General features: G+C 27.5%; 27 protein-coding genes and 3 pseudogenes. All 30 read right to left on the bottom strand.

The annotated features are described in order from the left end of the window. Position 1: 1 nt before the first annotated feature. The 30 genes and pseudogenes from nikC to ACQPUY_RS07405 all read right to left on the bottom strand — a co-directional run bounded on the left by nikC (position 2) and on the right by ACQPUY_RS07405 (position 20,891). The gene (gene nikC / locus ACQPUY_RS07550; RefSeq protein WP_430840530.1) at positions 2 to 853 is read right to left on the bottom strand and encodes a nickel transporter permease; all 852 of its coding nucleotides are present in this window, start codon (positions 851 to 853) and stop codon (positions 2 to 4) included. A gap of 11 nt (positions 854 to 864) precedes the next feature. Beyond that, positions 865 to 1,803, bottom strand: coding sequence for a nickel ABC transporter permease (nikB, locus tag ACQPUY_RS07545; RefSeq protein ID WP_430840529.1), 939 nt, complete (start codon positions 1,801 to 1,803; stop codon positions 865 to 867). A gap of 47 nt (positions 1,804 to 1,850) precedes the next feature. Further along, complete coding sequence (locus ACQPUY_RS07540; RefSeq protein ID WP_430840528.1) at positions 1,851 to 2,810, bottom strand: M14 family metallopeptidase; 960 nt, start codon at positions 2,808 to 2,810, stop codon at positions 1,851 to 1,853. A 224-nt stretch (positions 2,811 to 3,034) separates the two neighbouring features. Then, on the bottom strand, positions 3,035 to 3,601 hold the full coding sequence (locus tag ACQPUY_RS07535) for a GNAT family N-acetyltransferase (RefSeq protein WP_430840527.1): 567 nt from the start codon (positions 3,599 to 3,601) through the stop codon (positions 3,035 to 3,037). A 607-nt stretch (positions 3,602 to 4,208) separates the two neighbouring features. After that, positions 4,209 to 4,886, bottom strand: a pseudogene (locus tag ACQPUY_RS07530) (DUF4179 domain-containing protein); the annotation flags it as partial. A gap of 91 nt (positions 4,887 to 4,977) precedes the next feature. Beyond that, positions 4,978 to 5,259, bottom strand: coding sequence for a sigma-70 family RNA polymerase sigma factor (locus ACQPUY_RS07525; RefSeq protein ID WP_430840526.1), 282 nt, complete (start codon positions 5,257 to 5,259; stop codon positions 4,978 to 4,980). A 29-nt stretch (positions 5,260 to 5,288) separates the two neighbouring features. Further along, positions 5,289 to 5,543: a hypothetical protein gene (locus ACQPUY_RS07520; protein WP_430840525.1), complete on the bottom strand. Its 255-nt coding sequence runs from the start codon at positions 5,541 to 5,543 to the stop codon at positions 5,289 to 5,291. Between the two features lie 308 nt (positions 5,544 to 5,851). Continuing rightward, entirely contained in the window at positions 5,852 to 6,034 is a 183-nt protein-coding gene (locus ACQPUY_RS07515; RefSeq protein ID WP_430840524.1) for a hypothetical protein, read from the bottom strand. Positions 6,035 to 6,383: 349 nt separating this feature from the next. Beyond that, complete coding sequence (locus tag ACQPUY_RS07510) at positions 6,384 to 6,563, bottom strand: hypothetical protein (RefSeq protein ID WP_430840523.1); 180 nt, start codon at positions 6,561 to 6,563, stop codon at positions 6,384 to 6,386. Between the two features lie 17 nt (positions 6,564 to 6,580). Beyond that, entirely contained in the window at positions 6,581 to 6,832 is a 252-nt protein-coding gene (locus tag ACQPUY_RS07505) for a hypothetical protein (RefSeq protein WP_430840522.1), read from the bottom strand. A 15-nt stretch (positions 6,833 to 6,847) separates the two neighbouring features. After that, positions 6,848 to 7,160: pseudogene (locus ACQPUY_RS07500) on the bottom strand (PadR family transcriptional regulator). Between the two features lie 203 nt (positions 7,161 to 7,363). After that, on the bottom strand, positions 7,364 to 7,525 hold the full coding sequence (locus ACQPUY_RS07495) for a hypothetical protein (RefSeq protein WP_430840521.1): 162 nt from the start codon (positions 7,523 to 7,525) through the stop codon (positions 7,364 to 7,366). 8 nt (positions 7,526 to 7,533) lie between these two features. Continuing rightward, a pseudogene (locus ACQPUY_RS07490) lies at positions 7,534 to 8,595 on the bottom strand (iron-containing alcohol dehydrogenase). 377 nt (positions 8,596 to 8,972) lie between these two features. After that, positions 8,973 to 9,803: an SDR family oxidoreductase gene (locus ACQPUY_RS07485; RefSeq protein ID WP_430840520.1), complete on the bottom strand. Its 831-nt coding sequence runs from the start codon at positions 9,801 to 9,803 to the stop codon at positions 8,973 to 8,975. A gap of 128 nt (positions 9,804 to 9,931) precedes the next feature. Continuing rightward, positions 9,932 to 10,693 (bottom strand): carboxymuconolactone decarboxylase family protein, encoded by a 762-nt coding sequence (locus tag ACQPUY_RS07480; protein ID WP_430840519.1) that lies wholly within the window; start codon positions 10,691 to 10,693, stop codon positions 9,932 to 9,934. Positions 10,694 to 11,343: 650 nt separating this feature from the next. After that, positions 11,344 to 12,024 (bottom strand): nucleotidyltransferase domain-containing protein, encoded by a 681-nt coding sequence (locus ACQPUY_RS07475; protein WP_430840518.1) that lies wholly within the window; start codon positions 12,022 to 12,024, stop codon positions 11,344 to 11,346. 33 nt (positions 12,025 to 12,057) lie between these two features. After that, positions 12,058 to 12,384 carry a hypothetical protein gene (locus ACQPUY_RS07470; RefSeq protein ID WP_430840517.1) on the bottom strand — a complete coding sequence of 109 codons (327 nt, stop codon included), beginning with the start codon at positions 12,382 to 12,384 and terminating at the stop codon, positions 12,058 to 12,060. A 28-nt stretch (positions 12,385 to 12,412) separates the two neighbouring features. Continuing rightward, entirely contained in the window at positions 12,413 to 12,976 is a 564-nt protein-coding gene (locus ACQPUY_RS07465) for an N-acetyltransferase (protein WP_430840516.1), read from the bottom strand. Between the two features lie 244 nt (positions 12,977 to 13,220). Further along, a complete protein-coding gene (locus ACQPUY_RS07460) occupies positions 13,221 to 13,691 on the bottom strand; it encodes a pyridoxamine 5'-phosphate oxidase family protein (protein ID WP_430840515.1) in 471 nt (156 codons plus the stop codon). A gap of 57 nt (positions 13,692 to 13,748) precedes the next feature. Continuing rightward, positions 13,749 to 14,243: a GNAT family N-acetyltransferase gene (locus ACQPUY_RS07455; RefSeq protein ID WP_430840514.1), complete on the bottom strand. Its 495-nt coding sequence runs from the start codon at positions 14,241 to 14,243 to the stop codon at positions 13,749 to 13,751. Positions 14,244 to 14,306: 63 nt separating this feature from the next. Next, a complete protein-coding gene (locus ACQPUY_RS07450; RefSeq protein WP_430840513.1) occupies positions 14,307 to 14,789 on the bottom strand; it encodes a GNAT family N-acetyltransferase in 483 nt (160 codons plus the stop codon). A 35-nt stretch (positions 14,790 to 14,824) separates the two neighbouring features. Next, positions 14,825 to 15,067, bottom strand: coding sequence for a GNAT family N-acetyltransferase (locus ACQPUY_RS07445; protein ID WP_430840512.1), 243 nt, complete (start codon positions 15,065 to 15,067; stop codon positions 14,825 to 14,827). Between the two features lie 324 nt (positions 15,068 to 15,391). Continuing rightward, positions 15,392 to 15,676 carry an HAD-IA family hydrolase gene (locus ACQPUY_RS07440; protein ID WP_430840511.1) on the bottom strand — a complete coding sequence of 95 codons (285 nt, stop codon included), beginning with the start codon at positions 15,674 to 15,676 and terminating at the stop codon, positions 15,392 to 15,394. Between the two features lie 24 nt (positions 15,677 to 15,700). Next, positions 15,701 to 16,615 (bottom strand): hypothetical protein, encoded by a 915-nt coding sequence (locus ACQPUY_RS07435; protein WP_430840510.1) that lies wholly within the window; start codon positions 16,613 to 16,615, stop codon positions 15,701 to 15,703. A 26-nt stretch (positions 16,616 to 16,641) separates the two neighbouring features. Further along, positions 16,642 to 17,082 carry an ASCH domain-containing protein gene (locus ACQPUY_RS07430; RefSeq protein ID WP_430840509.1) on the bottom strand — a complete coding sequence of 147 codons (441 nt, stop codon included), beginning with the start codon at positions 17,080 to 17,082 and terminating at the stop codon, positions 16,642 to 16,644. Positions 17,083 to 17,581: 499 nt separating this feature from the next. Next, positions 17,582 to 18,061, bottom strand: coding sequence for a tetratricopeptide repeat protein (locus tag ACQPUY_RS07425; protein WP_430840508.1), 480 nt, complete (start codon positions 18,059 to 18,061; stop codon positions 17,582 to 17,584). A 189-nt stretch (positions 18,062 to 18,250) separates the two neighbouring features. After that, entirely contained in the window at positions 18,251 to 19,507 is a 1,257-nt protein-coding gene (locus tag ACQPUY_RS07420; protein WP_430840507.1) for a sensor histidine kinase, read from the bottom strand. A 15-nt stretch (positions 19,508 to 19,522) separates the two neighbouring features. Continuing rightward, the gene (locus tag ACQPUY_RS07415) at positions 19,523 to 19,651 is read right to left on the bottom strand and encodes a hypothetical protein (RefSeq protein ID WP_430840506.1); all 129 of its coding nucleotides are present in this window, start codon (positions 19,649 to 19,651) and stop codon (positions 19,523 to 19,525) included. Then, on the bottom strand, positions 19,652 to 20,215 hold the full coding sequence (locus tag ACQPUY_RS07410; protein WP_430840505.1) for an accessory gene regulator B family protein: 564 nt from the start codon (positions 20,213 to 20,215) through the stop codon (positions 19,652 to 19,654). Positions 20,216 to 20,507: 292 nt separating this feature from the next. Then, a complete protein-coding gene (locus ACQPUY_RS07405) occupies positions 20,508 to 20,891 on the bottom strand; it encodes a hypothetical protein (protein ID WP_430840504.1) in 384 nt (127 codons plus the stop codon). Positions 20,892 to 21,017: the final 126 nt, after the last annotated feature.

Genomic DNA, 21,017 nt, shown 5'->3' with positions numbered 1-21,017 from the left:
TTTACTTTGAATCTAATAAATCTCTTGTTACATCTCCTAATAGATTAAACAAAATAACTACTATTAATATTGCCATTCCAGGAGCTAACATAGTCCACGGTGCAAATTGAATAAAACTTTTTCCTTCACTTATCATAGCTCCCCATTCTGGAGTTGGTAATGGTGAACTTAAACCTAAAAATGAAAGAGAGGACATTTCCATAACAACAGTTCCAATATCTAAAGATGCTGTAACTATGAGATATGATAATATATTGGGAATAATATGTTTAAACATTATATAAATCGAACCATGCCCACTGATTCTACTTGCCTTAATAAAAGTTTCTTCCTTCAATTCTAATACCTTACTTCTAGTTATTCTTGCATACTTTGTCCAGCCAATAGCTCCAATTGCTATCATTGCATTTAACATTCCCCCTCCAAGTATACCTGCTACTGCAATAGCTAATACTAATCCAGGAAAGGCTAAAAATACATCTACTATTCTCATAATAAATCTATCAACTTTTCCCCCAATATATCCGCTTTTAACCCCAACAATTGTTCCAAATAAAAAAGTAATAATAACTACAATTAAAGCCGAAAATATTGTTCTACTTCCTCCATATATTATTCTAGATAGTATGCATCTTCCTAAAGAATCTGTTCCTAATGGAAATTCTCTACTTGGAGATTGTAATGTATTTAATAAATTTATAGCATATGGATCATTCGGTGCTATTTGGGAAGCAAATAAACTGATAACACATATTATTACCAAAATTACTAATATTATGTAAAGTTTAATCTTATTCTTATCTATATTTTTTATTTCAAAACTTCCTTTACTTCTTTGCTTATATGATATCATTTGAACTCTCCTTATACATCCCTAACTCTTGGATCAAACACTCTATACAATAAATCAGTTATTAGGTTTATTATTATAAAGATAACTGCTATCCAAAGAACATATCCTTGAATAATTGGATAATCACGATTTGCTATAGCATTTAAAAGTACACTTCCAATCCCAGGCCAAAGGAATATTGATTCTACAACCGCTGTTCCCCCCATAAGTGAACCTATAGATAGCCCTGTCAATGTTATAACTGTAATCATAATATTATTTAAAACATTGCCATAAATAATAATACTCTCTTTAACTCCTCTTGCTCTTGCACCCTTAACATATCCCTTTTCTAATTCTTCTATTACAACTGATCTTATTTGACGTATATATTTACTTATCATTGATACTGATAATGTTACTGTTGGTAATACTAAACTCCTTATACCACTTTCACTTAATATTGGTAACCATTTAAGCCTTAAAGAAAATATAAGTAATAATATTAATGCAAGAAAAAATCCCGGTATCGAATTTCCTATAAATGTGAAGACCCTTATTATACTATCTATAAATTTATCTTTTCTAATTGCTGATATTATCCCTAAGGGTATTGAAACAATCAACGTTAATATCATTGAGCTACTTGCCAAGATTATAGTATAAGGAAGATGCTCTTTAAGCTCTTCTGTCACTTCTATTCCTGTTGCATATGAATTACCTAAATCACCATGAATGACACCTTTTAACCAACTAAAATACTGATTTATAAATGGTTTATCTAACCCCATCTCTCCCCTTACACTCTCTAACAACTCTGGCGTTACTACTGTCCCCTGGGAAGTTAATATAATTTCTGCTGGGTCTCCTGATGCCAAATTCATTAATGCAAAAGATATGAATGATACAACTATTAAAATTGGTATAGTGCCTATAATTCTTTTTATTATGTATTTAACTATATTTCTCACCTATCTCTGTTCAACTAAGTTTTTCTAATGTAAATTACATTTTAATATTAATTAATTCTACCGTATGCAATAAGGGAGCTATCTTTTGTAACAGAATAAGCAACTGTATTATATAAAACTACTGCATCAAACTTTGCATAATATGTATCTATAATATTGCCAAAATAATCCGTTACCTCCCCTAACTTTTCACCTTCTTTTATTTCTTCTCCAGCCTTTACAAAGCAGGTCCAACACCCGTCATTTAAAGCCTCTAAATATACCGCTTCTTTTATTTCCCTTGGAGAAAACTTATTTTCTTTTATTTCACAATCTAAAATATTTAAACCTGCTAAAACATTTAATATATCTCTTTTATATTCTTTTACATCCTCTTCTTTACATAATCCACAGCCACCACGTTCTATCAATAAACTTGGAATATTCTTTCTTATTGCAGCTGAAGTATAAGTTCCATTTGTAGTATTTGATTTAACATAATAAGGTACATTAAAAGATTTAGCCATATTAATGGAAGCCTCAATTATACTCTTATCTGCTAATCCAGGATAATATATATGTGGCAATAAATCTTCATGTATATCACCTCCATGAATATCTAAATAAAAGTCAGCTTTTTCTTGTAAATCATTAGATATTACATAGGCTATTTTTTCTGAAATAGTCCCATTCTTATCTCCCGGAAATACTCTAAGTATATTTTTATTATCCTCTGGCACAACTGCTGCATTCCTTCCAACAAAGCCTTGCGTATTAACAGGATGAACTATTATTATTTGCCCACTAACTTTTTTAGGATCAATTTCCTTCGCTAGTTCTATTGCCGTTTTTATACAAGGGTACTCTCCACCATGAACACCAGCAGTAATAAGCACTGTACTTCCTTCATTAGCTCCATTTATTATTGTTACTGGCATTTTTGTTTCTGTATTTAATATATTAATAAATCCTTGTTTTTTCTCCCCAACCTTCGCAATTAATTCGCATATAATAAATTCTTTTTTCAATATATAATCTCCTTTTCTATTTTTTAATAATTATTATAAAATACATATATTGTATCAGCAAGTCTAATCTAAGCTTATCATTTAATTGAACTTATATAATAAAAGTGCCTAGTACATAGACACTTCTTAAATATATTATAATTTTTATTTTAATAATATTTTAAAATTATTTTCACAAGGTTAAATAATCTATTTACCTCATTGTAATCAATAAATTTAAACTTTTAATACTTATTTATAATTTCTTGAATCTTTTCTTGATTTATTTTACTGACTGATAGAAATGGCTCTGGTTCTATATTATATGGCATGATTTGCTTTTCAAACCATTCTACATCATGCCATTTATTATTTTTGTATCCCGTATTGTGATAAATACCAAGACTTGTAAATCCTAATCCCAAGTGAAGTCCTTCACTTCTTTTATTAGGAACAGTGACCCCACCATATACAGTTTTTATTCCCTGTAATTTCAATATATCTATCAATATGTAATACAGTTTTTTTCCTATCCCTTTAGAGGTAGAATATTTATCTAAATATATTGATAGCTCTGCATTCCACTGATATGCTTCTCGTTCCATTTGTCTATGTGCATAAGCATATCCTAAAATCTCTCCATTTTCCTCACACACTAAATAAGGATAATCTTTAATAATTCCAGCAACACGCTCTTCAAAATCTTCTTCTGTTGGAAGTACACATTCAAATGTAATTGAAGTATCTATATATTGAGAGTATACCTTTAGTAATGAATTACTATCCTTTATAGTAGCTAACCTAATTATCATTTTATTTCTCCTTTCAAGTTACTATCTATATAATAATAAAATATTATTTATTTAGTATTATAATATAATTTATAATTTTTGTAACATATTTTACCAATATTATTGCTATTCAATTTTTATTAATTACTTCACAATGATTTCAAAATACTAAACAATATTAAATCACGAACAAAAAATACCGCATATTCATTTTTATATATTCCCTTTAAGATAGACAGATTAAAAATAAAAATCTGTTAATTGAAAGGGAGTATATAATTTTTTAATAATACGGTATTTTAACTTATTTCTATTTAATTATTTTTATTTTACGTTTCTTTCTTTAAAATAATTACTTTTATCTATACTTTTTATATTTATATAACTTGTAGTATTATTCATTTAAATATATTTCTTTATCATAAAAAATATCATCAACTATAGCTTCGCTTTTTCCATTAGATTTATTTAAATACTTTATTTTTTCTATAGATACTCTAATTTTCTTACTTACTATTTTAGGCGGAATAAATCGGTATCTTCGACTATAGTTTCCACCGCCCTCATATAATTTATATAATATCTCTCCATTTTCATCATATACAGATAAATTGAAATGAGGGATTTTTTAATAATCATAATCCAAGTCAATTTCCATATTAAATGGTGTCTGAGATATTTTCACATACTCTATACCACTGTCCCCAAAATCATTTATTTCTACTATACTAGTAATATACTCAGTAACCCTTATAGGTACTTCAAACTTCCAGCTCCCATTTATAATATAATTTTCTACATTTTTATTAATAGAATAATTCTCGCCATCTTTTATTACATCATAATTTTTGATAGAAGTTATTTCTGTTTTAAATTTAAAATCTTCTGAAGTTTCGTAAAAATTATAGGTTAGAACCCCAATAAAAGTATTTTCATCAATAAACTTTCCTTCATTTGTGTTAAAACTTGGCTTTAACTCCATAGATAATTCTTGGATTAAGAACTCTTCCTCTTTATTTGGAATATATTTAAATGGCTCTTCACTTTTTATAATATAACTAATATATAAATTTTTCCCATCAGCCACAGCTTCTGAAAGAGTAATACTAACACCATTAGAATAAGCTGTCTCATTTATAGAATTTGCATATTTTGAATAGTCAGCTGGTGCGGTAATCTTATTCTCAAGTAGTTTAAAAATATTTCCTATAATAGGAATATCAGCAGCAATAGAAGGTTTTGAAATTCCAAATACTATCATAATTGATATACTTGCTACTATAATCATAGAAACTTTCTTAAGATTATGACTCTTTTTCTTTTTATATGCATTATCAAATGCTTATTCTATAAACTCATCTATATTTTCAGGAATTTTTATATCATTATACTCTTTTTTACTCATCTAAATAATCCTCCTTTAATATCTGCTTTAATGATTCTTTTGCTCTATTAAGATATGTCTTAACAGCATTCTCAGGAATATTTGTTATTTCAGAAATTTCCTTAATTTTCATATCATTAAAGTACTTCATTATTATCACAGTTTTATATTTTTCTTTAAGTAAATCAACTGCACTATATAAATCAAGCCTTTCTTCTACTGAAACTCCGTAAATAGGATGAATAATATTAGAGTCTTCCTTTAATTCTTCTGTCTTATAGCTTCTTTTATTCATATCAATAGCTACATTTATCAATATCCTAGTTATCCATGTTTTAAAATAATTTGCCTTTTTAGCTTATAAATATTAAAGACACCTTTTATTATTGTTTCTTGTAATATTTCTAGATCTTTATCTTCATCTTTCACATACATAAATGCAATTTTATATAGATAAACCTCATATTTTTTAAAAAGACAAATAAAAGCATCTTTATCTCCACATATAGCTTTTTTTATAAGCTTATTTTCATTTGTATTATTAATTAAGTTATCACTTATAGCTGAAATATTATACACTTTATCCCCCCTCACATCTACTCTTCATTTATTAGACATTTTAAATCTAACTAATGTTTCAAAAATATTATTTTTTATATATTAAATACTAATTGTAATTATAAAATTGGGGTAATTTAAAAAAATATCTTAATGCTATATTTTCACAACTTAAAATAGTTAATAATCATATAGTCAAAAAAATACCGCATATTCATTTTAAATAATACGGTATTTTCATTAATTCTTATTTGATTTTTCTTTATATAATTTGAAAATTTATTCTTTAAAATCTACTAGCCAAATGGAATTTATTTAACTATATAAAATTACTTTATATCTCTTAATCTTTTAAGTAACTTATCTAAAGAATATAGTCCTGGACTAAAAAATCCTATCATCCATAAAATCATAATAAAATTCTCACTTACTCTACTACCGGTAAGACTAAAAGGTAATATTATTAAAATTCCTATAATTCCTCCTAGTATTGATAATCCAATTAACTTCATTATTCGTCCCCCTAATATATTAAATTCAATACAACATTTATTTCTTTTAAAAATATGAACTAATATCTAAATTCTAACTTTATTAAGCATAATTTAATACAATTACAAATTAATTATAGCATATTTTACCATCACTGTACTATTCAGCTTTCAAAGAACGAATTTATTATTTATTTCGCAATAATTTCATAATTAATCACTTAACACATCTCACATGAATAGCCTGTAATTTCTAAACTTCTACCAATTACATCTTTTATTATTTCTTACTTATACTTTGATAATATAAAACTTGCTCCATTTTCATCATATATCTATATCGCTACTTTCGTTAGTAATATTAATTCCCTTAGAAGTGATATCGCTTGATTGAGTTTAATATTTTAGGAGTAATAGATTTAACTAATAGCCCCATCAGTAAGCCTAAACCTATTAGAATTAAACTAATACCTACAGTTAGAATAGTAGTCCATAAACCTTGAGAAGCTACTGATAATCCAGTGATTAGTATAAATATACCAGTTCCCATAAAACTTACTGTTACTACTAAAAAACAAATACTAAAGACACTATCACTACTAGTAAAGAAAAAATAATAGCAGTAGCTGCAATTGCTAATGGTAAAGCAATTGGTGCTGTAAATATAGCAAGTATTATAAACCAAACTGTTCTGATATCTTTTTTAGCCGTGGTCTCATTACTTTCCATTTCCTTAAAGGCATATTCAGATAATATATGTGAAGCAATATTTGAAGGTGAATCTAAACGAGTTAATACATCTTCATTGTCATTTATCATTGCATCTTCAAAATATTATCTATAATAATTTAAAACTTTATCAACACTAATCTTATACTCATCCCACTCTTTAAGATATTCTTCTAACTTTATTCTTCCTGCTTCAGTAATCTGATAATATCTTCTGTTTCTCCCTTAGTAAGATTGATCATAAGTCACTAAGCAATTATCTTTTTTGTAATCTTCTAAGCACAGGATATAACATAGATTCTGAAATATTCATAACCTCTCTTACCCGTTGTGTAAGTACATAACCGTAAGTATCCTCTCTAGATAATACAGCTAATACATATGCATCTAATAAAGTGGCACTTAATTGAAAAGCCATTATATTCTCTTCTGTCTATAATACTATAATATTAGATGTCAGTAATTAATTAAAAAAAGAGTATACCAACATAAAAGTGATATACTCTCTTTGAATTAAAATTCATACTAAACTACTAAATAAATTTAACTTCATCTTATTTCTAACCCTTTAATAAGTACAGGTAATCCATTTGATGCAACTTGTCTACTATTTATATATTTTCATTTTTTCCAAAAACCTAAAGCTGGTCCATATGCAGTAACATAAACTCCCCTTATATCTAATTTCAGAAGTTCTTCTTCAGCATAATCAACCAAAACACATCCTAATCTTTTTTTCTCATAGAAGTTATTATGCCAATCTCTTTTATCAGCTATAATCACTCATCACCCTATTTGTAAGATTCTTGATAGATTCTGATTACATCTTCTTTTGTTAGTTTAACTCTATCACATGCAAATAATCCACCCATTGGTCCCATTGCATTATCTGCCATTTTACCAAACTCTTCCGGACTAATACCATAATCGCTCATTTTTAAATCAGCAACTCCACATTCTTCTAATAATTGATTTAGCACTTCAATAAAATCATATGGATCATTTGCTTCTTCTTTTCCCATAGCTTTAGCCATCTTGATAAACCTATCATCACAGACATGATGATCAATCACATTTTTAAAATATGCTCTTGATAACATAATTAATCCTGCTCCATGTGGTAAATTGGGATGATATGCACTTAATGCATGTTCTAATGAATGCTGAGAAGATGTTGTTCCAACACACATAACTGTTCCTGATAAAATATTTCCAAAAGCAATATGCTCTCTTGCTTCCATATCATTGCCATCTTTAACAGCTCTGGCTAAATATCTACTAACATTTTCAATTGCAGTAATAGCATACATATCACTCATAAGATTTGCAAATTTTTAAATATATCCTTCTAAACTATGACTCAATGCATCAAATCCTTGATAAGCAGTATATGTTGCTGGAACACTTTTCATAAACTCTGGATCTTCAATACATAAAACAGGAAATAAATCTGGTGTCTTTAATCCTACTTTCTCATTGGTTTGTGGATTTGTAATCACTGCACCTGCATCAGCTTCACTCCCTGTTCCAGCAGTTGTAGAAATAGCTACAATTGGTAAAGGTTTATTTTTGATTGGTGCTCCTTTTCCAGTACCACTTGTTGTATAATCCCATAAATCGCCATCATTAGTTGCCATGACTGCCATCACCTTAGCAGAATCAATAACACTACCACCACCTAATGCAACAATGAAATCACATTTATGTTTTCTCGCAAACTTTCCACCTTCTTCATCAGTTTCCTTTAATGGATTTGGTTGAACTTTATCAAAGATAACAGTTTCAACATTCGCTAATGATAACTGTTCAACTTCATCTATTTCATTATGTGTAATGTCAAAACTTTCTTTCATATGCGCATTTGGACATAATAATTCAATTGTTTCTAATGAACTTCCATACCCATAACCAGCATGAGTACAAACTGGAATCAAATCTTTTCCCTCCATTGAATATTGTGCTAAAAAATTTGAACTTTGCATAGTCTTTTAATGCTCTTCCTAAGATTTCTTCACACTCTCCTAAGGAATAGTAATTAGCTGTATCAAAAAATTAATTCCAATATCTAAAGCATGTTTAATAATCTCTCTGGCTTATTTTTCTCGAACCTTGCCTTTAATTTCTCCTCGATCACTACCAAAACCCATGCTGCCTAAACATATTTTGGAAACCTTTAATCCAGTTTTCCCCAAATTAACATATTCCATTTTCAGTTTCTCCCTTTCCACAATTATTCAGTAGGTTTTAATGGCCCATAGAAATATGATGCTGTTGCTCCTCCATCAATCAAGAAATCAGCTCCAGTAATAAATGCTCCTTTATCACTCATTAATAATTCTGCCACGTTTGCTATTTCATCTGCTGTTCCTGGTCGCCCCGCTGGACATTTTGCAAACATATTTTTATAAAAGTCTCCTCTAGGTCCATTAAATTCATCAATTGCTAATGGTGTTACGACAATACCTGGAGAAATAGAATTTATTCTTGCTCCTTTTTGTCCCCACTTTACAGCCTCAGACATTACTCGTTTTTCATTACAACGTTTTGCCATTTGATAAGCATGTAATGTATCTTTAATATTTTCAGTTTGTAGTACTTCTAAATTCAATAATTCTTCTGTTGGTGTAGTAGCTAATTGCTCATCAACTTCAGGAGTTAAAGCTGGCATACGATGTCCTGATTGACTTGAAATAGTTACTCCAACTCCCCCATCTTTAATGACTTTTCCAACCTCTTCTAATAATACAGCTGTTCCATATAAATCTACTTTTAAAATAGCTTCAATAGGTGCTTGACTTGGTGATACACCTGCTCCATTAACTAGCATTGAAATTTCACCATATTCTTGCGCTTCTTTAATAAGCGATAAAATAGATTCTCTAGATGATAAATCCATCTCAAAAGGAATTGTATCAAACCCAGCATCATTCATAATTTTTGAAATAGTATTAGCACTATCAATATTTTTATCTCCAATCACAATTTTCATTCCATAACCAATTCTTCTTGCGATAGCCATACTAATTTGACCAGCACCTATTACAATCATAACTTCTTTCATTCTTTTTCCCACCTTATAAATTTAAGCTTTCAATCCAACTCAATATTCTTTTTCACTTGCTCTCCCATTCAACAATTGACATAGACGCCAATTAACTGAATTATCACAGAGTCTATGAAGTATCTCATCTATTTTTCCAAACTCTTTTGTGCATCATTGACACAACGTAATGCATTTAAACTTCTCGGATAACCAATATATGGTAAGCATTGAGAAATAATCTTTATTAAAAATTGTTTATCATTTCCAATTCCTATATTTGCTGCTGCATGTGATGTTAATTGTGGCTCACATCCTCCTTGAGAAGCCAAGAAACAAAATGTAATCATTTCTCTTTGTTTATAATCAAGTCCACCTCTTGTATAATAGTCACCAAAACAATTATCTGCTAACCATTTATTAATATGTCTTGATTCTTCTGGTCCTGATTGATAAAATTCTCGCATGTGTTCTCCAAAGATATCAACCTGTGCTTGAATTCCTTTTTCTAAACGATTGTTTAGATTTGTTGTAGATTGTCCTTCTAAAGGTAAAGCAATATCATTCTTTTCACAAAATTCATTAACAGCATTAAAAAAAGGAAAAACTCTTCCAATTCCTAAATATGCAACACCTTGATAAACAATTTCTTTCATTTCAATTAGTGTAACACCAAAATGATAAGCAGCTGTTAACATTGCTTTAAATTCATCAATTCCTTGACAACCTAATAAAGTTGCAAGAATTGCAATAAATCTTGTTTTATCTTCTAAATCATCTTGATTAACAACTTCATCAAATGCAAAGTTATCAAATAACTCAATAAATTCTGGATCAGTTTCTAAAAACTTTGAAACATAACCTGGAAACATCTTTTCATGATATTCTTTTGCTTGTTTTGAAATAGCCATTTTTATTACCTCTTTTCTTTATACTTATATCATATTTTTAAATATAAAAATAAACAATTCCAATAACTAATGTTATCCATAAGTTCTACTTATGGAATCTTATTTAATACAAAAAACTATTAACATTAATAAAAAAATTAGCTATTATATATAAACATAGCTATAAATTCATTTTTTCTATATATTTATCAACTAGCTATAAAGAAACTCTTATCTGATTTTCGTCAAATGATAATTCTAACCATTCTTGAATATCAGTATTCTTACATAATCTTTTTGACATCTACATATTAACGTTCTTTTTTATTCATGTCTAATGCTTATATTTGATGATTTATCATTCATTAAAAGCATGATAAACATTTTAGAATATTTCATCTTTTATTCCACATGAATATGGTATAATTTAAAGGTAATATTTTAAATATCGTAGTAGAATGGCTACGGATGTTTTAAACATTTTATCCTCCTGGGTTATTGGTGATTATTTCACGATAACTAGGAGGTGATATTGGATATGCTTGAATTAACACTAAAAAGCTTTGTGATAATTTATATTATTAGACTAGTTTTAAAACATAATCTTTTTATTTATTATTTAAAGATTTTATATTATATACCATAAATTGGAGTTTAATGCTCTATTATACCTATAATTGTTCTAACCACTCGTGTCCATTAGGAAATGAAATATTTAATGCATTCCTTAACCAATCACGTTGTTTTTCACTTAAATTTTTAATAGCAACATCAAAGTCATGCCTATAATTAACTATCATTTCAATATCATTCTTTTGTGTACTTTTAGTAAATTTTACAAAAATAGATTTATATAATAAAACCATCTCTGGTGCAAGATATGGTATATTTTCTTTGGTATAATGAATAGCATTAGAAAGATTAATGCTTGGATTTCTTTTATATAGGAATAAGTCGTCTTCTTTTCTATTTAAAAGAAGTTCAATAAAATCCATAATATCTTGATGTTTACGCTCTGTCGTTATTTCATAAAAGTTGTCATAAATATTTCTAATTTCATAGCTGTTTGAATTAGCCTTAATACACCATAAATTATCTTCTGTACATAAGTCATCTTGAATACTTAATATTTCTCTTAATAACCCATTATCAGGCTCAAATATCCGCCACCCAGTATTAAGAAAGCTATCAATAATTTGTTCCCTATCATTCCAAAATACTGCAATATCCATATCTTTATGTAATCTTGTAGTTTTTCCTACGAACAAATCAATTGCATCTCCTCCACAAACAGCCCATTCATCGACCATATTTCCCATTAACTTTGTAACTTCTTCTATCATAAAGTTCATAAATCGCCCTCTCTATATATTGGAATTTGTTTTTTAATTTTCTACTCTTTCATAAATTGTGCCATCCCACGCAGAATAAACTGCTATATATTCATAATTGGGATATTCCTTTATCTCATATATTTTTTTACCATTATCCGTCTTACAAATCAAAATATTTGAAATAGTATACTTCTCAATAGGACTACCATAACAATACTCCTTTCCATTTAAATAAATTGATTCCCCTCGTTCTACAGCCTCATTTTTATAACTTTTGTTATGTAAAACTCTATACCCAAATAAAGTTATAATGAAAACTATAACGATTCCTCCCAAAAGTAACATCCTTATTGTCTGTCTTTTCTCTTCTCTATCCAAAATAATACTCCTACAAATTCTAATTTATCTAATTCTTAAGTACAAAATACGAATTATACTCTGTGCCATCATGACCGATTAGCTTTTTATCTGTATACTGAAATCCTAACCTTTTTAGAGCTATAATTCTTTCAGATGCCTCTGATATAGACTTAGTAGCCACTTTATTACATTTAAATAAATCAAATGTATGTGGAATTATTAACGATAAAATGTTTTCAATTTCTTGTGTCTGCTCATAATCACTTCTCAAATCTAATCTCAATAATCCACAGTCAGTAAAATAATCCTTGCTATTTCTATGAAACAGTTCTATTGTTCCAATAGCAGAACTTCTATGTTTATCTATAATTGACCATCTAACAAACCCTTGTCTATCATATTCAAAATGCCAATAATCAATAGCATCTTTCATGCGTTGCTCTGTAGTATAATGAAAATCGTCTCCACCACAATTATCACTATTAAATAGGGAAACTGCTTTTTTATCAGAATATACTTTCAATAAATCAATATAGTCTTCATTCGCTACAAATTTAAGTTGATATTTTTCATTTTCATATCTAGGGCATGTTTCATATACATTTAGCATTTTATATTCTCCTATCTAATTCCTATTTATTTGCCTACTATTTAAATTCCTTACTTCACAATATCTATAGCTGCCTTACCTGTCATGTGATCTATTTTAACTTGAATTACACATACTCTATTCAACCCATTTTCAATTACTTTCTGTCCTTCTTCAATATAGTTAGGTGAATGCTTTTCAACTAAACATTCAAGGGCATATCGTTTATCCGAATCATCTGTAAGTATCCTTGCTCACTACGCATTTACGATCCCCCTACAAATTTATATTTAACTGTTCTAAATTTTCCTTCAATCCAAAAACTTGCTTCTATTGTATGAAATTTAATAAGTCTGAATTTTGGATCATCAATTCCTTTTTTAAAGAATCTTCTATCTGTTTCATTCCATACCTCTAACTGAATCTCTTTATCATCAATAAATTCTACATTTCCAATAAGCGTAACACTATCTCCACCCAATGTATAACATACACTTGCCTTTGTATTATTTTCAAAATGTGTAGCTTTTCCATTTATTGCAGAGCGTTTGGATGTAACAAAGTATATATCATGAAAATCACTAGCTTTTACCTTTGATAATGCACATATTCTTGGATATCCTTTTTCATTTATAGATGCAAGTGTTAAAATACTACATAATTCAAGCAACTTATTTGCTTTTTCTTCTATTTCTCTAATACGTTCCTTTTGTATTTCACTTGCTTTTCTTTCCATAATATCTCCCCTTCCCATTTATATTAAATATCCTAATAATCCTATTACTTTAAAATCTTAGATAAATTGAAGTTTATTTTTTTCTAAGTTCTTAACAAGTATAGTTAATCCATTTGATGCAACTTGTCCATTTTCTATATACCCTAGTTTTTGCCAAAAATTCAAAGCTGCTCCATAAGCAATAACGTAAATTCCCTTTATATCTAGTCTAAGAAGCTCTTTTTCAGCATACTCAACTAAAACACATCCTAATCCTTTTTTTCTCATAGAAGGTATTATACCAATTTCTGCAATTGTTCCATATCCAGGTATTACACTAAAATCATGATCTATAGTATCTTTCATCCAAATTGCTATACCAATGAAAATATCGTCAGAATATGCTAAAACACCAAACATTGACTTCTCTTGAATTAAATCAAATAACTTTTTTATAAATCCATCAATTTTATCTTGTGCTGTATCCGAATCTTCTCCATCTCTATAATAATCATTCATAAAATCATGAAATAATTTAAAATTTTCTTGGTTTATCTGCTTAAATTCATACATAATAAACTCCTCTTATAAATTCCTATATCTTACTCTCTAAATATTCTAGCTATGTTGCATTTATTACGTTGCATATAAACTAAAAATATAAGATTCTATCTTTTCTTCATACCCTTCATTTGAAAAACCTAATTTTTTCAATAAATTAATACTTGCTTCATTCCCTTTTTCTGTCATAGCTACAATTTCATAATTCTTATATTTATCATGAATTTCTTTAATTAAATTCGATAAAATTTCATAAGCATATCCATTTCTCTGATACTTATATGAAATTGTATATCCAATAGTTATTGTCCTATTTTTAAAGAAAATAGACAAATCCCCTATTAATTCACCTGTTTTTAATGTAATTGCCAAATGTTGTTCTGCTTCTGAAAGAAATACTATATTTTTATTTACATTAATCAAATTTATAAGGTAATTTTTAGACGTATCATCATATCTTTGATACTTTTTACATTCATAGTTATTTCTATAATCGAACAATTCATCAATATCAGTATCTCGAAAACTCCTTAGTATTAATCTTTTAGTTTCAAACATTATATCCTCAACTCCTAATTTAATACTATTTTAAATTAACAGTAATATTTTTCCATAATTGTGAACTTAAAATCATTATCTTCAATGACCTCTCCACATTTATTAAAACCAAGTTTATCAAATAAATTTAATGCAGGTTTATTAGTTTCGCCAGTTTCAATATATATTCTATCGATAGCCATATTATCAAAGATATATTTTGTTACTACATTTATTGCTGTGTAGGCAATACCTTTTCTCCAATATCTTTTATCAGCTATAATTACTCCAAAATTCATGACATCTCTCTTTAGTATATAGCTCTAAAGAAATATTTTTTCCTTGCATTTTTACCATTCCTCTTCTAACCCCCTATTTTTCTCATATAAATATCCTATATACATTAGAATTATTATGTTTTGGATAAACTAAAAATATAGAATTCTATCTTTTATTCATACCCTTCATTTATAAAATCTAATTTTCCTAAATAATATTTTTATTAATTCTTCAAGGTCATTAATTACTTCATAATCCTTTCCTATGCTAACCAATTTGTATATGAAATATTGCAATTTATTTCTGCATAGTAATACTCCATTAATTCCTAGTTTCATACCCCCTTAGCAGTTAATAATATTATCATCTATAAATACTGCTTCTTCTGGTAAAATATTAAGCTCCTCTAAAGCCTTTAGATACATTTTTTCATTTGGCTTTGTGATTCCTAAAACTGATGAAATTATAAAGGAATCAAAATAATTATATAGATCTTTATTCTCATAAACATCTCTTAAAGATGGCCATTCATCAGAAACTATTGCAAGCTTATATTTTGCTTTTAATTTTGGGATTATCTTTAATGCATCAACATTGTTATGTATATCTGTTATTATTCCTATTTTCATTTTATCTCCTCTATAAATTGGAATTTAATAATCAAGTTTCTTAATGTACTTAATATTTTTTATAATAATATCTGACTTCCACCAATTTTTACTTATAGCCCATTCTTCAAGATAATTATTCCAATCCCATGTAACTTTCCAAGTACCATCATTATTTTGAGTATTTAAAATAAATTGGTATTCAAAGTCACATATATCCTTATTTTCCAAATAGAAATCACTTGATTTACTGTTTATGAACAATGATGGTTTGCATATATAATCAGTGCTCCATCTTTTAGTGTCATATGTTATAACTTGTTTAATTTGCTTTTGTAATAATTTTTTAAATTCTTCCATATTCAATAAATTGCAAATAGAGCATTCTTTCATGTACTCGTATAATTCTATAAAACAAGCACTTTCATGCATAGATTCTAAAGGAAAATTCTTTTTAAAATAATTATAAGCTTCTTTTGATAACTCACATGCTGACTTATATATAACAGTATCTTTTTCTGCATATTTCAATATAAAACCTATTAGACTTGCCGTAGGATTATATGTTAATTCTTGATTTTGACTATAAGACCACCAAGGTGCATGAGGATAATTATCATTTGCTGCTACTGTATTTAAACCATTCCATCTATGTCCATCAAATTCATTATTAGAGGATAAATAATCTAAAATTCCTTTTATTATTGTATGTGTTTTATCATCTAAATTAATTTCTTTAATGATTTGAGTTGCTACCCATGTTTGCAAAGGTGTTGAATTAATATTCCAGCAATCAGGCTCAAGTGCATTGGCAAATCCACCATCAATATTTTGGTATGTCTTTAAAATACTAATAACATCTTCCTTACTTCCATTTTCAAATAAGTAGTTCCATCTTGCCATATCAAGGGGTCTTGCATTCTTTAATATAAATTTTTTTGCACGTGTATAATAATCCATCACTTTCCTCCCTTTAAATTTCTAATTTAAATTGTGAATACGACTTTAAATTCTTCACACACAACTTTCATATCTTCATTAAATTCTTTGCCAACTTCAGTCATACACATTGTAAAAAAATCTTTATGACATTTTCTCCAATAAGATAGTGACTTATCCCCTTCGCCTTCCTTAAAAGCATGTTCCTCACTTATTTCTTTGAATTCTTCTACGTAAACTTTTGTTGTTTTAATAATACACATAGCATTATTTTTAGAATCTAAGATAATACTATATTCACCAACCTTAGGCAAAGGTTCATTTTCTATTGCATATAATGGATATGCAGAAGCTGTTGCTCTTTTTTCACCTCTTAAAACTAAATCCGCAAGTAAATCAGCATCAACTCCAAAGGCCCAGGCTTCATATTCGTCTTTAATACTATCATTTGTCTTTTTATATTCAATCCACATTTCTTCCGCATTCATAATAACTCTCCAAACCTTTCCTATTTATCTAACTCTCATAATTTTATTGATAAGGTTCATCAATTCAATCGTAAGTTATTTAAATTTTATTTCTACTTTTTAAATCATCAAAAATATTTTCTTTATCTTATACTTTCCAAGTCCCCTTCTATCCTTCCATTCTTATATATAAAAAGAAATACCGTACTATTAATCTCTAAATAATACGGTACTAAAATTATATTTATATGAAATTGGTATTAGTTCTTATTATTAGAACCAAAAACCTCTGCAGCATCTGTTAAAGCCGCAGCATCTATTAAATCTACGGCATCTATTAAATCCAAAACCGCAACATCCATTTCCAAATCCACAGCAGCCATTAAAGCCAAAAAACATATAAATCCCTCCTCTTTTGTATACTCTAATATATTCACTACATTACATAATTGTTCTATTATGTGGAGTTTTTTTATATTTCTGCTTTATTTCTACAACTATAATTATTTTTATACCATATTTATTTTGAAATTTCCTTTTTGTAAGACTCGATTGCTTTTCTGTAGTTTAAAATCCCTTCATCTTTTGTAGTTTCTAGTAATACTCCTATTAATTCATTAAATGATACTTCATATTCCTTCATTTCAAAAAGAGTTAATGCATGAAATACTAGTAGTTCTTTCTTTTCTGGAAATTGTCTCATTGCTTCTAAAAAAACAGAATTACTTTCTTCTAATCTTCCTAAAACTTTTAAGGAAGACCCAAGACCAAGTAAAGCTCCCAGTAAATCTTCTGTACCTAACGAATTAGAAATGGCATTTTCATAATACTGAACAGCCTCATCTTCTTTACCATGATTATCTAGTGTACATGCCATGTGGTAATTTAACTTTGAATTTTTAGGATCTTTCTTTATAAAAAATCTTAATAACTCTTCAGCTTCTTCATCTCTTCCGCTTTTTCTATACTCTTCTATTTTTTTAATTTCTTCTTCATACATTAAATTTACACCCCATCAAGATTTTATTACTAAAAACACTTCCTACAATGTAATTATATACTATAAATACATATTTTGGAATTAATTCTTGTATAAAAAATTGAGGCATAGATATACTTCAAAATATCTATCCTCAATTTTATAATTTATATTAACTTTATCTTTTAAAATCTTCTATTCTGTACATTATTATTCAATATTTAATGGTAACTTTATATTAAAGCTAGTTAATTCTTCACTACTATTTACACTTATAGTACCGTTATACTTTTCAATCATTTCTTTTACTATGTATAAACCAAATCCATTATCCCCATTTTTATTATCTTTAGTTGAAAATCCTTCTTCAAAAATTCTCTCAATTATATGTTTTTCTATTTCCGGTCCATTATTTTGAATGCTTATTATTACATGATTAAAGCTATAATAACTTTTAATCATTAATAATCCTCTTCCATTTAGAGCTTCAATAGAATTTCTGACTATATTAGAAATAATTCTTTGAAGATCTAGTTCACTTATATTGGTATCTTCTAGTTTTGCCTTTTCATCAATTAAAATATCTATATTTTTTAAATCAGTTGTATTCACTACTTGAGCTATAAGGGAATCTTCAGAGCTTAATACTTTAACCTGAGATGAAATATCATGTCCCTCAATTATTCCCCTTAATAGCTCTCCTAATTTTTCATTATTTCCCATTAGATATGCACCATACAAATATGAAATTTGTGATCCATAATCATGCTTTATCTTCTTAAGTTCATTAATCTTTTTTTCCAATTCTCTATTTAAACTAAGTATTTCATTAGATTTTTTATCTACATTTGCAAAATACAGTGTAATAAAAATAATAAATGCACCTAGCAAAGTAAACACTATTTCTTTAAATATTGGATTATCTTGATCATTATAAATACGGAAAAATGAAATTATGAAATCTACTGATACTGTAATAATTAGCAAAGTAAATATAGATGAAACTCTTGATTTTACAGTCATATATATTCTATAAATAAACTTCATATTTATTAATACTAACACAGAAACTATATATTGAGGAAATATCATAAATATTATTGTTATCAAATTAATATATTTACTACTTACATTGTTTAAAAATAACAAAAATAAACTAATACTTATTATTGCAGTAATACCCATTATTAAGTATGTTATGCTAAATGCAATAATTCCTCCTAATTTATCTCCTTTATATGAAATAATAATTAATGAAATCATAATAATATGAAGTATTATTGCTGACAAACTATAATTACCCATTAAATTCGTTACTACTATAATAATTAAAGTTATTAATGTTATTAATATGGATAATTGATACTTACTCTTTTTATACTCTTTATCAAGGCAATAATTTACTACACTAAAAGTCATAATGGTTTGAATAAAACTACTTATAATATCAAAAAATCCTACATTCATTCTTTTAAGGTTCCTTTATCTTAGTTTTTTTATTGATTCTGGCATTTCTTCTATTCCTACAGTAAGTAGAGATGCAGTTCCTGTAGTAGTTATTATTGCTGTTAAAAATAATGCAAATGATCCTAAATACTTCTTAATTTTCATTTATTTCACCTCCTTATATTTATTAAACATCAACATAGCTTGTACTAATATTGTCCAGACTATTATTTGAGATGCCCATGTAATTTTATATAAAACAATTGATACTATAGCTAATATTAAAGTACTGCTAATTCCAATTATTCTATTTCTTTTAATAAGATCTTCTCTAGTAATAGGCATTCTATCATCTATAACTGGAGCTTTATTATAAACAGAAAATACACTTAATAAGTTTAATATAATGCAACTCATTAAATTTAATCTTCTATATCCAGATAAAAATATTATAAAAAATACTAATATTAAAGTTGCTATAAAACATTTTACTTGTGTATCCTCATGATACCCACCAATAAAAGGCTTTGTAATACACATTACTAAAATGGTAACTAAACTTTCTTTAAAATATCCTAAAATTGAAAAAACAATAATAGTAAGTGAAAGTTTAATTACTTCAAATATTATAGATTTTAAAGTATATTTAACTTGCTCTATTTGTTCATTACTGTAATTATTATATTCACCTAAATCCTCTACAAATTTATATATAAATCTTTCAATCATCCTAAAATAATCCCTCAATCTTTATTTTTCTATTATATCCATATTATACAGTAATTATATAAATTATTCCATATGATTAATTACGTAAATTAAATATAAATAAAATAAAAAATATTTTTAAATTCTAACTAATTTTCTAAGAAAAAAGAGTGTATCAACATAAACGGATACACTCTAAAATAATTTTTAAAATTTATCATATATGATATGCTTATCTATCATAATAAATCAAAATAGTTACATTAAAAAGTTCCGTATATTTTTTTGAATAATACGGTATAAAATAACATTACTATTTGATGAATTGATTGATACTAGGATCTACAACATCTACAACATCTTCGACATCTACAGCATCTATCTTCCCTGTGGCATCTGTCTTTTCTATCATCTTTGTCGCATCTATCTTTTCTGTCATGTCTGTCATGTCTGTCATCTCTATCACATCTATCTCTTCTGTCATCTCTATCGCACCTGTCATGTCTGTCATGCCTGTCACATCTATCTCTTCTATCATCTCTATCGCATCTATCTTTTCTGTCATGCCTATCACATCTATCATGTCTATCATCTTTGTCGCATCTATCTTTTCTGTCATGTCTATCATCTTTGTCACATCTATCTCTTCTGTCATCTCTATCCCGTCTCTCCCATCTCTCCCAGTTATTATATCCATTAGACATATTCATCACCTTCTTTTTCATTTATATATTTAATATATTCAGAAGGTTACATAATAGTTCCTAATTTATGATTATGTAAAATGCTTATTTCTCTATTTTATACTAATATATTATTTAAT

The sequence above is a fragment of the Clostridium nigeriense genome (genome assembly GCF_050585245.1).
Lineage (GTDB): Bacteria > Bacillota > Clostridia > Clostridiales > Clostridiaceae > Clostridium > Clostridium nigeriense_A.
The sequence above is the reverse complement of the archived record's forward strand: the minus strand, read 5'-3'. Positions and strand labels throughout refer to the sequence as shown.

Coding starts and splice junctions, on each gene's coding strand:
- ACQPUY_RS07420 (WP_430840507.1), bottom strand. CDS start 19,507: ATGAATGTAGGATTTTTTGATATTATAAGTAGTTTTATTCAAACCATT.
- ACQPUY_RS07455 (WP_430840514.1), bottom strand. CDS start 14,243: ATGTATGAATTTAAGCAGATAAACCAAGAAAATTTTAAATTATTTCAT.
- ACQPUY_RS07525 (WP_430840526.1), bottom strand. CDS start 5,259: ATGAATAAAAGAAGCTATAAGACAGAAGAATTAAAGGAAGACTCTAAT.
- ACQPUY_RS07465 (WP_430840516.1), bottom strand. CDS start 12,976: ATGCTAAATGTATATGAAACATGCCCTAGATATGAAAATGAAAAATAT.
- ACQPUY_RS07405 (WP_430840504.1), bottom strand. CDS start 20,891: ATGGATATAATAACTGGGAGAGATGGGAGAGACGGGATAGAGATGACA.
- ACQPUY_RS07480 (WP_430840519.1), bottom strand. CDS start 10,693: ATGGCTATTTCAAAACAAGCAAAAGAATATCATGAAAAGATGTTTCCA.
- ACQPUY_RS07425 (WP_430840508.1), bottom strand. CDS start 18,061: ATGTATGAAGAAGAAATTAAAAAAATAGAAGAGTATAGAAAAAGCGGA.
- ACQPUY_RS07515 (WP_430840524.1), bottom strand. CDS start 6,034: ATGAAGTTAATTGGATTATCAATACTAGGAGGAATTATAGGAATTTTA.
- ACQPUY_RS07440 (WP_430840511.1), bottom strand. CDS start 15,676: ATGAAAATAGGAATAATAACAGATATACATAACAATGTTGATGCATTA.
- ACQPUY_RS07435 (WP_430840510.1), bottom strand. CDS start 16,615: ATGGATTATTATACACGTGCAAAAAAATTTATATTAAAGAATGCAAGA.
- ACQPUY_RS07445 (WP_430840512.1), bottom strand. CDS start 15,067: ATGAATTTTGGAGTAATTATAGCTGATAAAAGATATTGGAGAAAAGGT.
- ACQPUY_RS07475 (WP_430840518.1), bottom strand. CDS start 12,024: ATGAACTTTATGATAGAAGAAGTTACAAAGTTAATGGGAAATATGGTC.
- nikC (WP_430840530.1), bottom strand. CDS start 853: ATGATATCATATAAGCAAAGAAGTAAAGGAAGTTTTGAAATAAAAAAT.
- ACQPUY_RS07485 (WP_430840520.1), bottom strand. CDS start 9,803: ATGAAAGAAGTTATGATTGTAATAGGTGCTGGTCAAATTAGTATGGCT.
- ACQPUY_RS07510 (WP_430840523.1), bottom strand. CDS start 6,563: ATGGGAACTGGTATATTTATACTAATCACTGGATTATCAGTAGCTTCT.
- ACQPUY_RS07430 (WP_430840509.1), bottom strand. CDS start 17,082: ATGAATGCGGAAGAAATGTGGATTGAATATAAAAAGACAAATGATAGT.
- ACQPUY_RS07535 (WP_430840527.1), bottom strand. CDS start 3,601: ATGATAATTAGGTTAGCTACTATAAAGGATAGTAATTCATTACTAAAG.
- ACQPUY_RS07410 (WP_430840505.1), bottom strand. CDS start 20,215: ATGATTGAAAGATTTATATATAAATTTGTAGAGGATTTAGGTGAATAT.
- ACQPUY_RS07415 (WP_430840506.1), bottom strand. CDS start 19,651: ATGAAAATTAAGAAGTATTTAGGATCATTTGCATTATTTTTAACAGCA.
- ACQPUY_RS07460 (WP_430840515.1), bottom strand. CDS start 13,691: ATGGAAAGAAAAGCAAGTGAAATACAAAAGGAACGTATTAGAGAAATA.
- ACQPUY_RS07450 (WP_430840513.1), bottom strand. CDS start 14,789: ATGTTTGAAACTAAAAGATTAATACTAAGGAGTTTTCGAGATACTGAT.
- ACQPUY_RS07505 (WP_430840522.1), bottom strand. CDS start 6,832: ATGATAAATGACAATGAAGATGTATTAACTCGTTTAGATTCACCTTCA.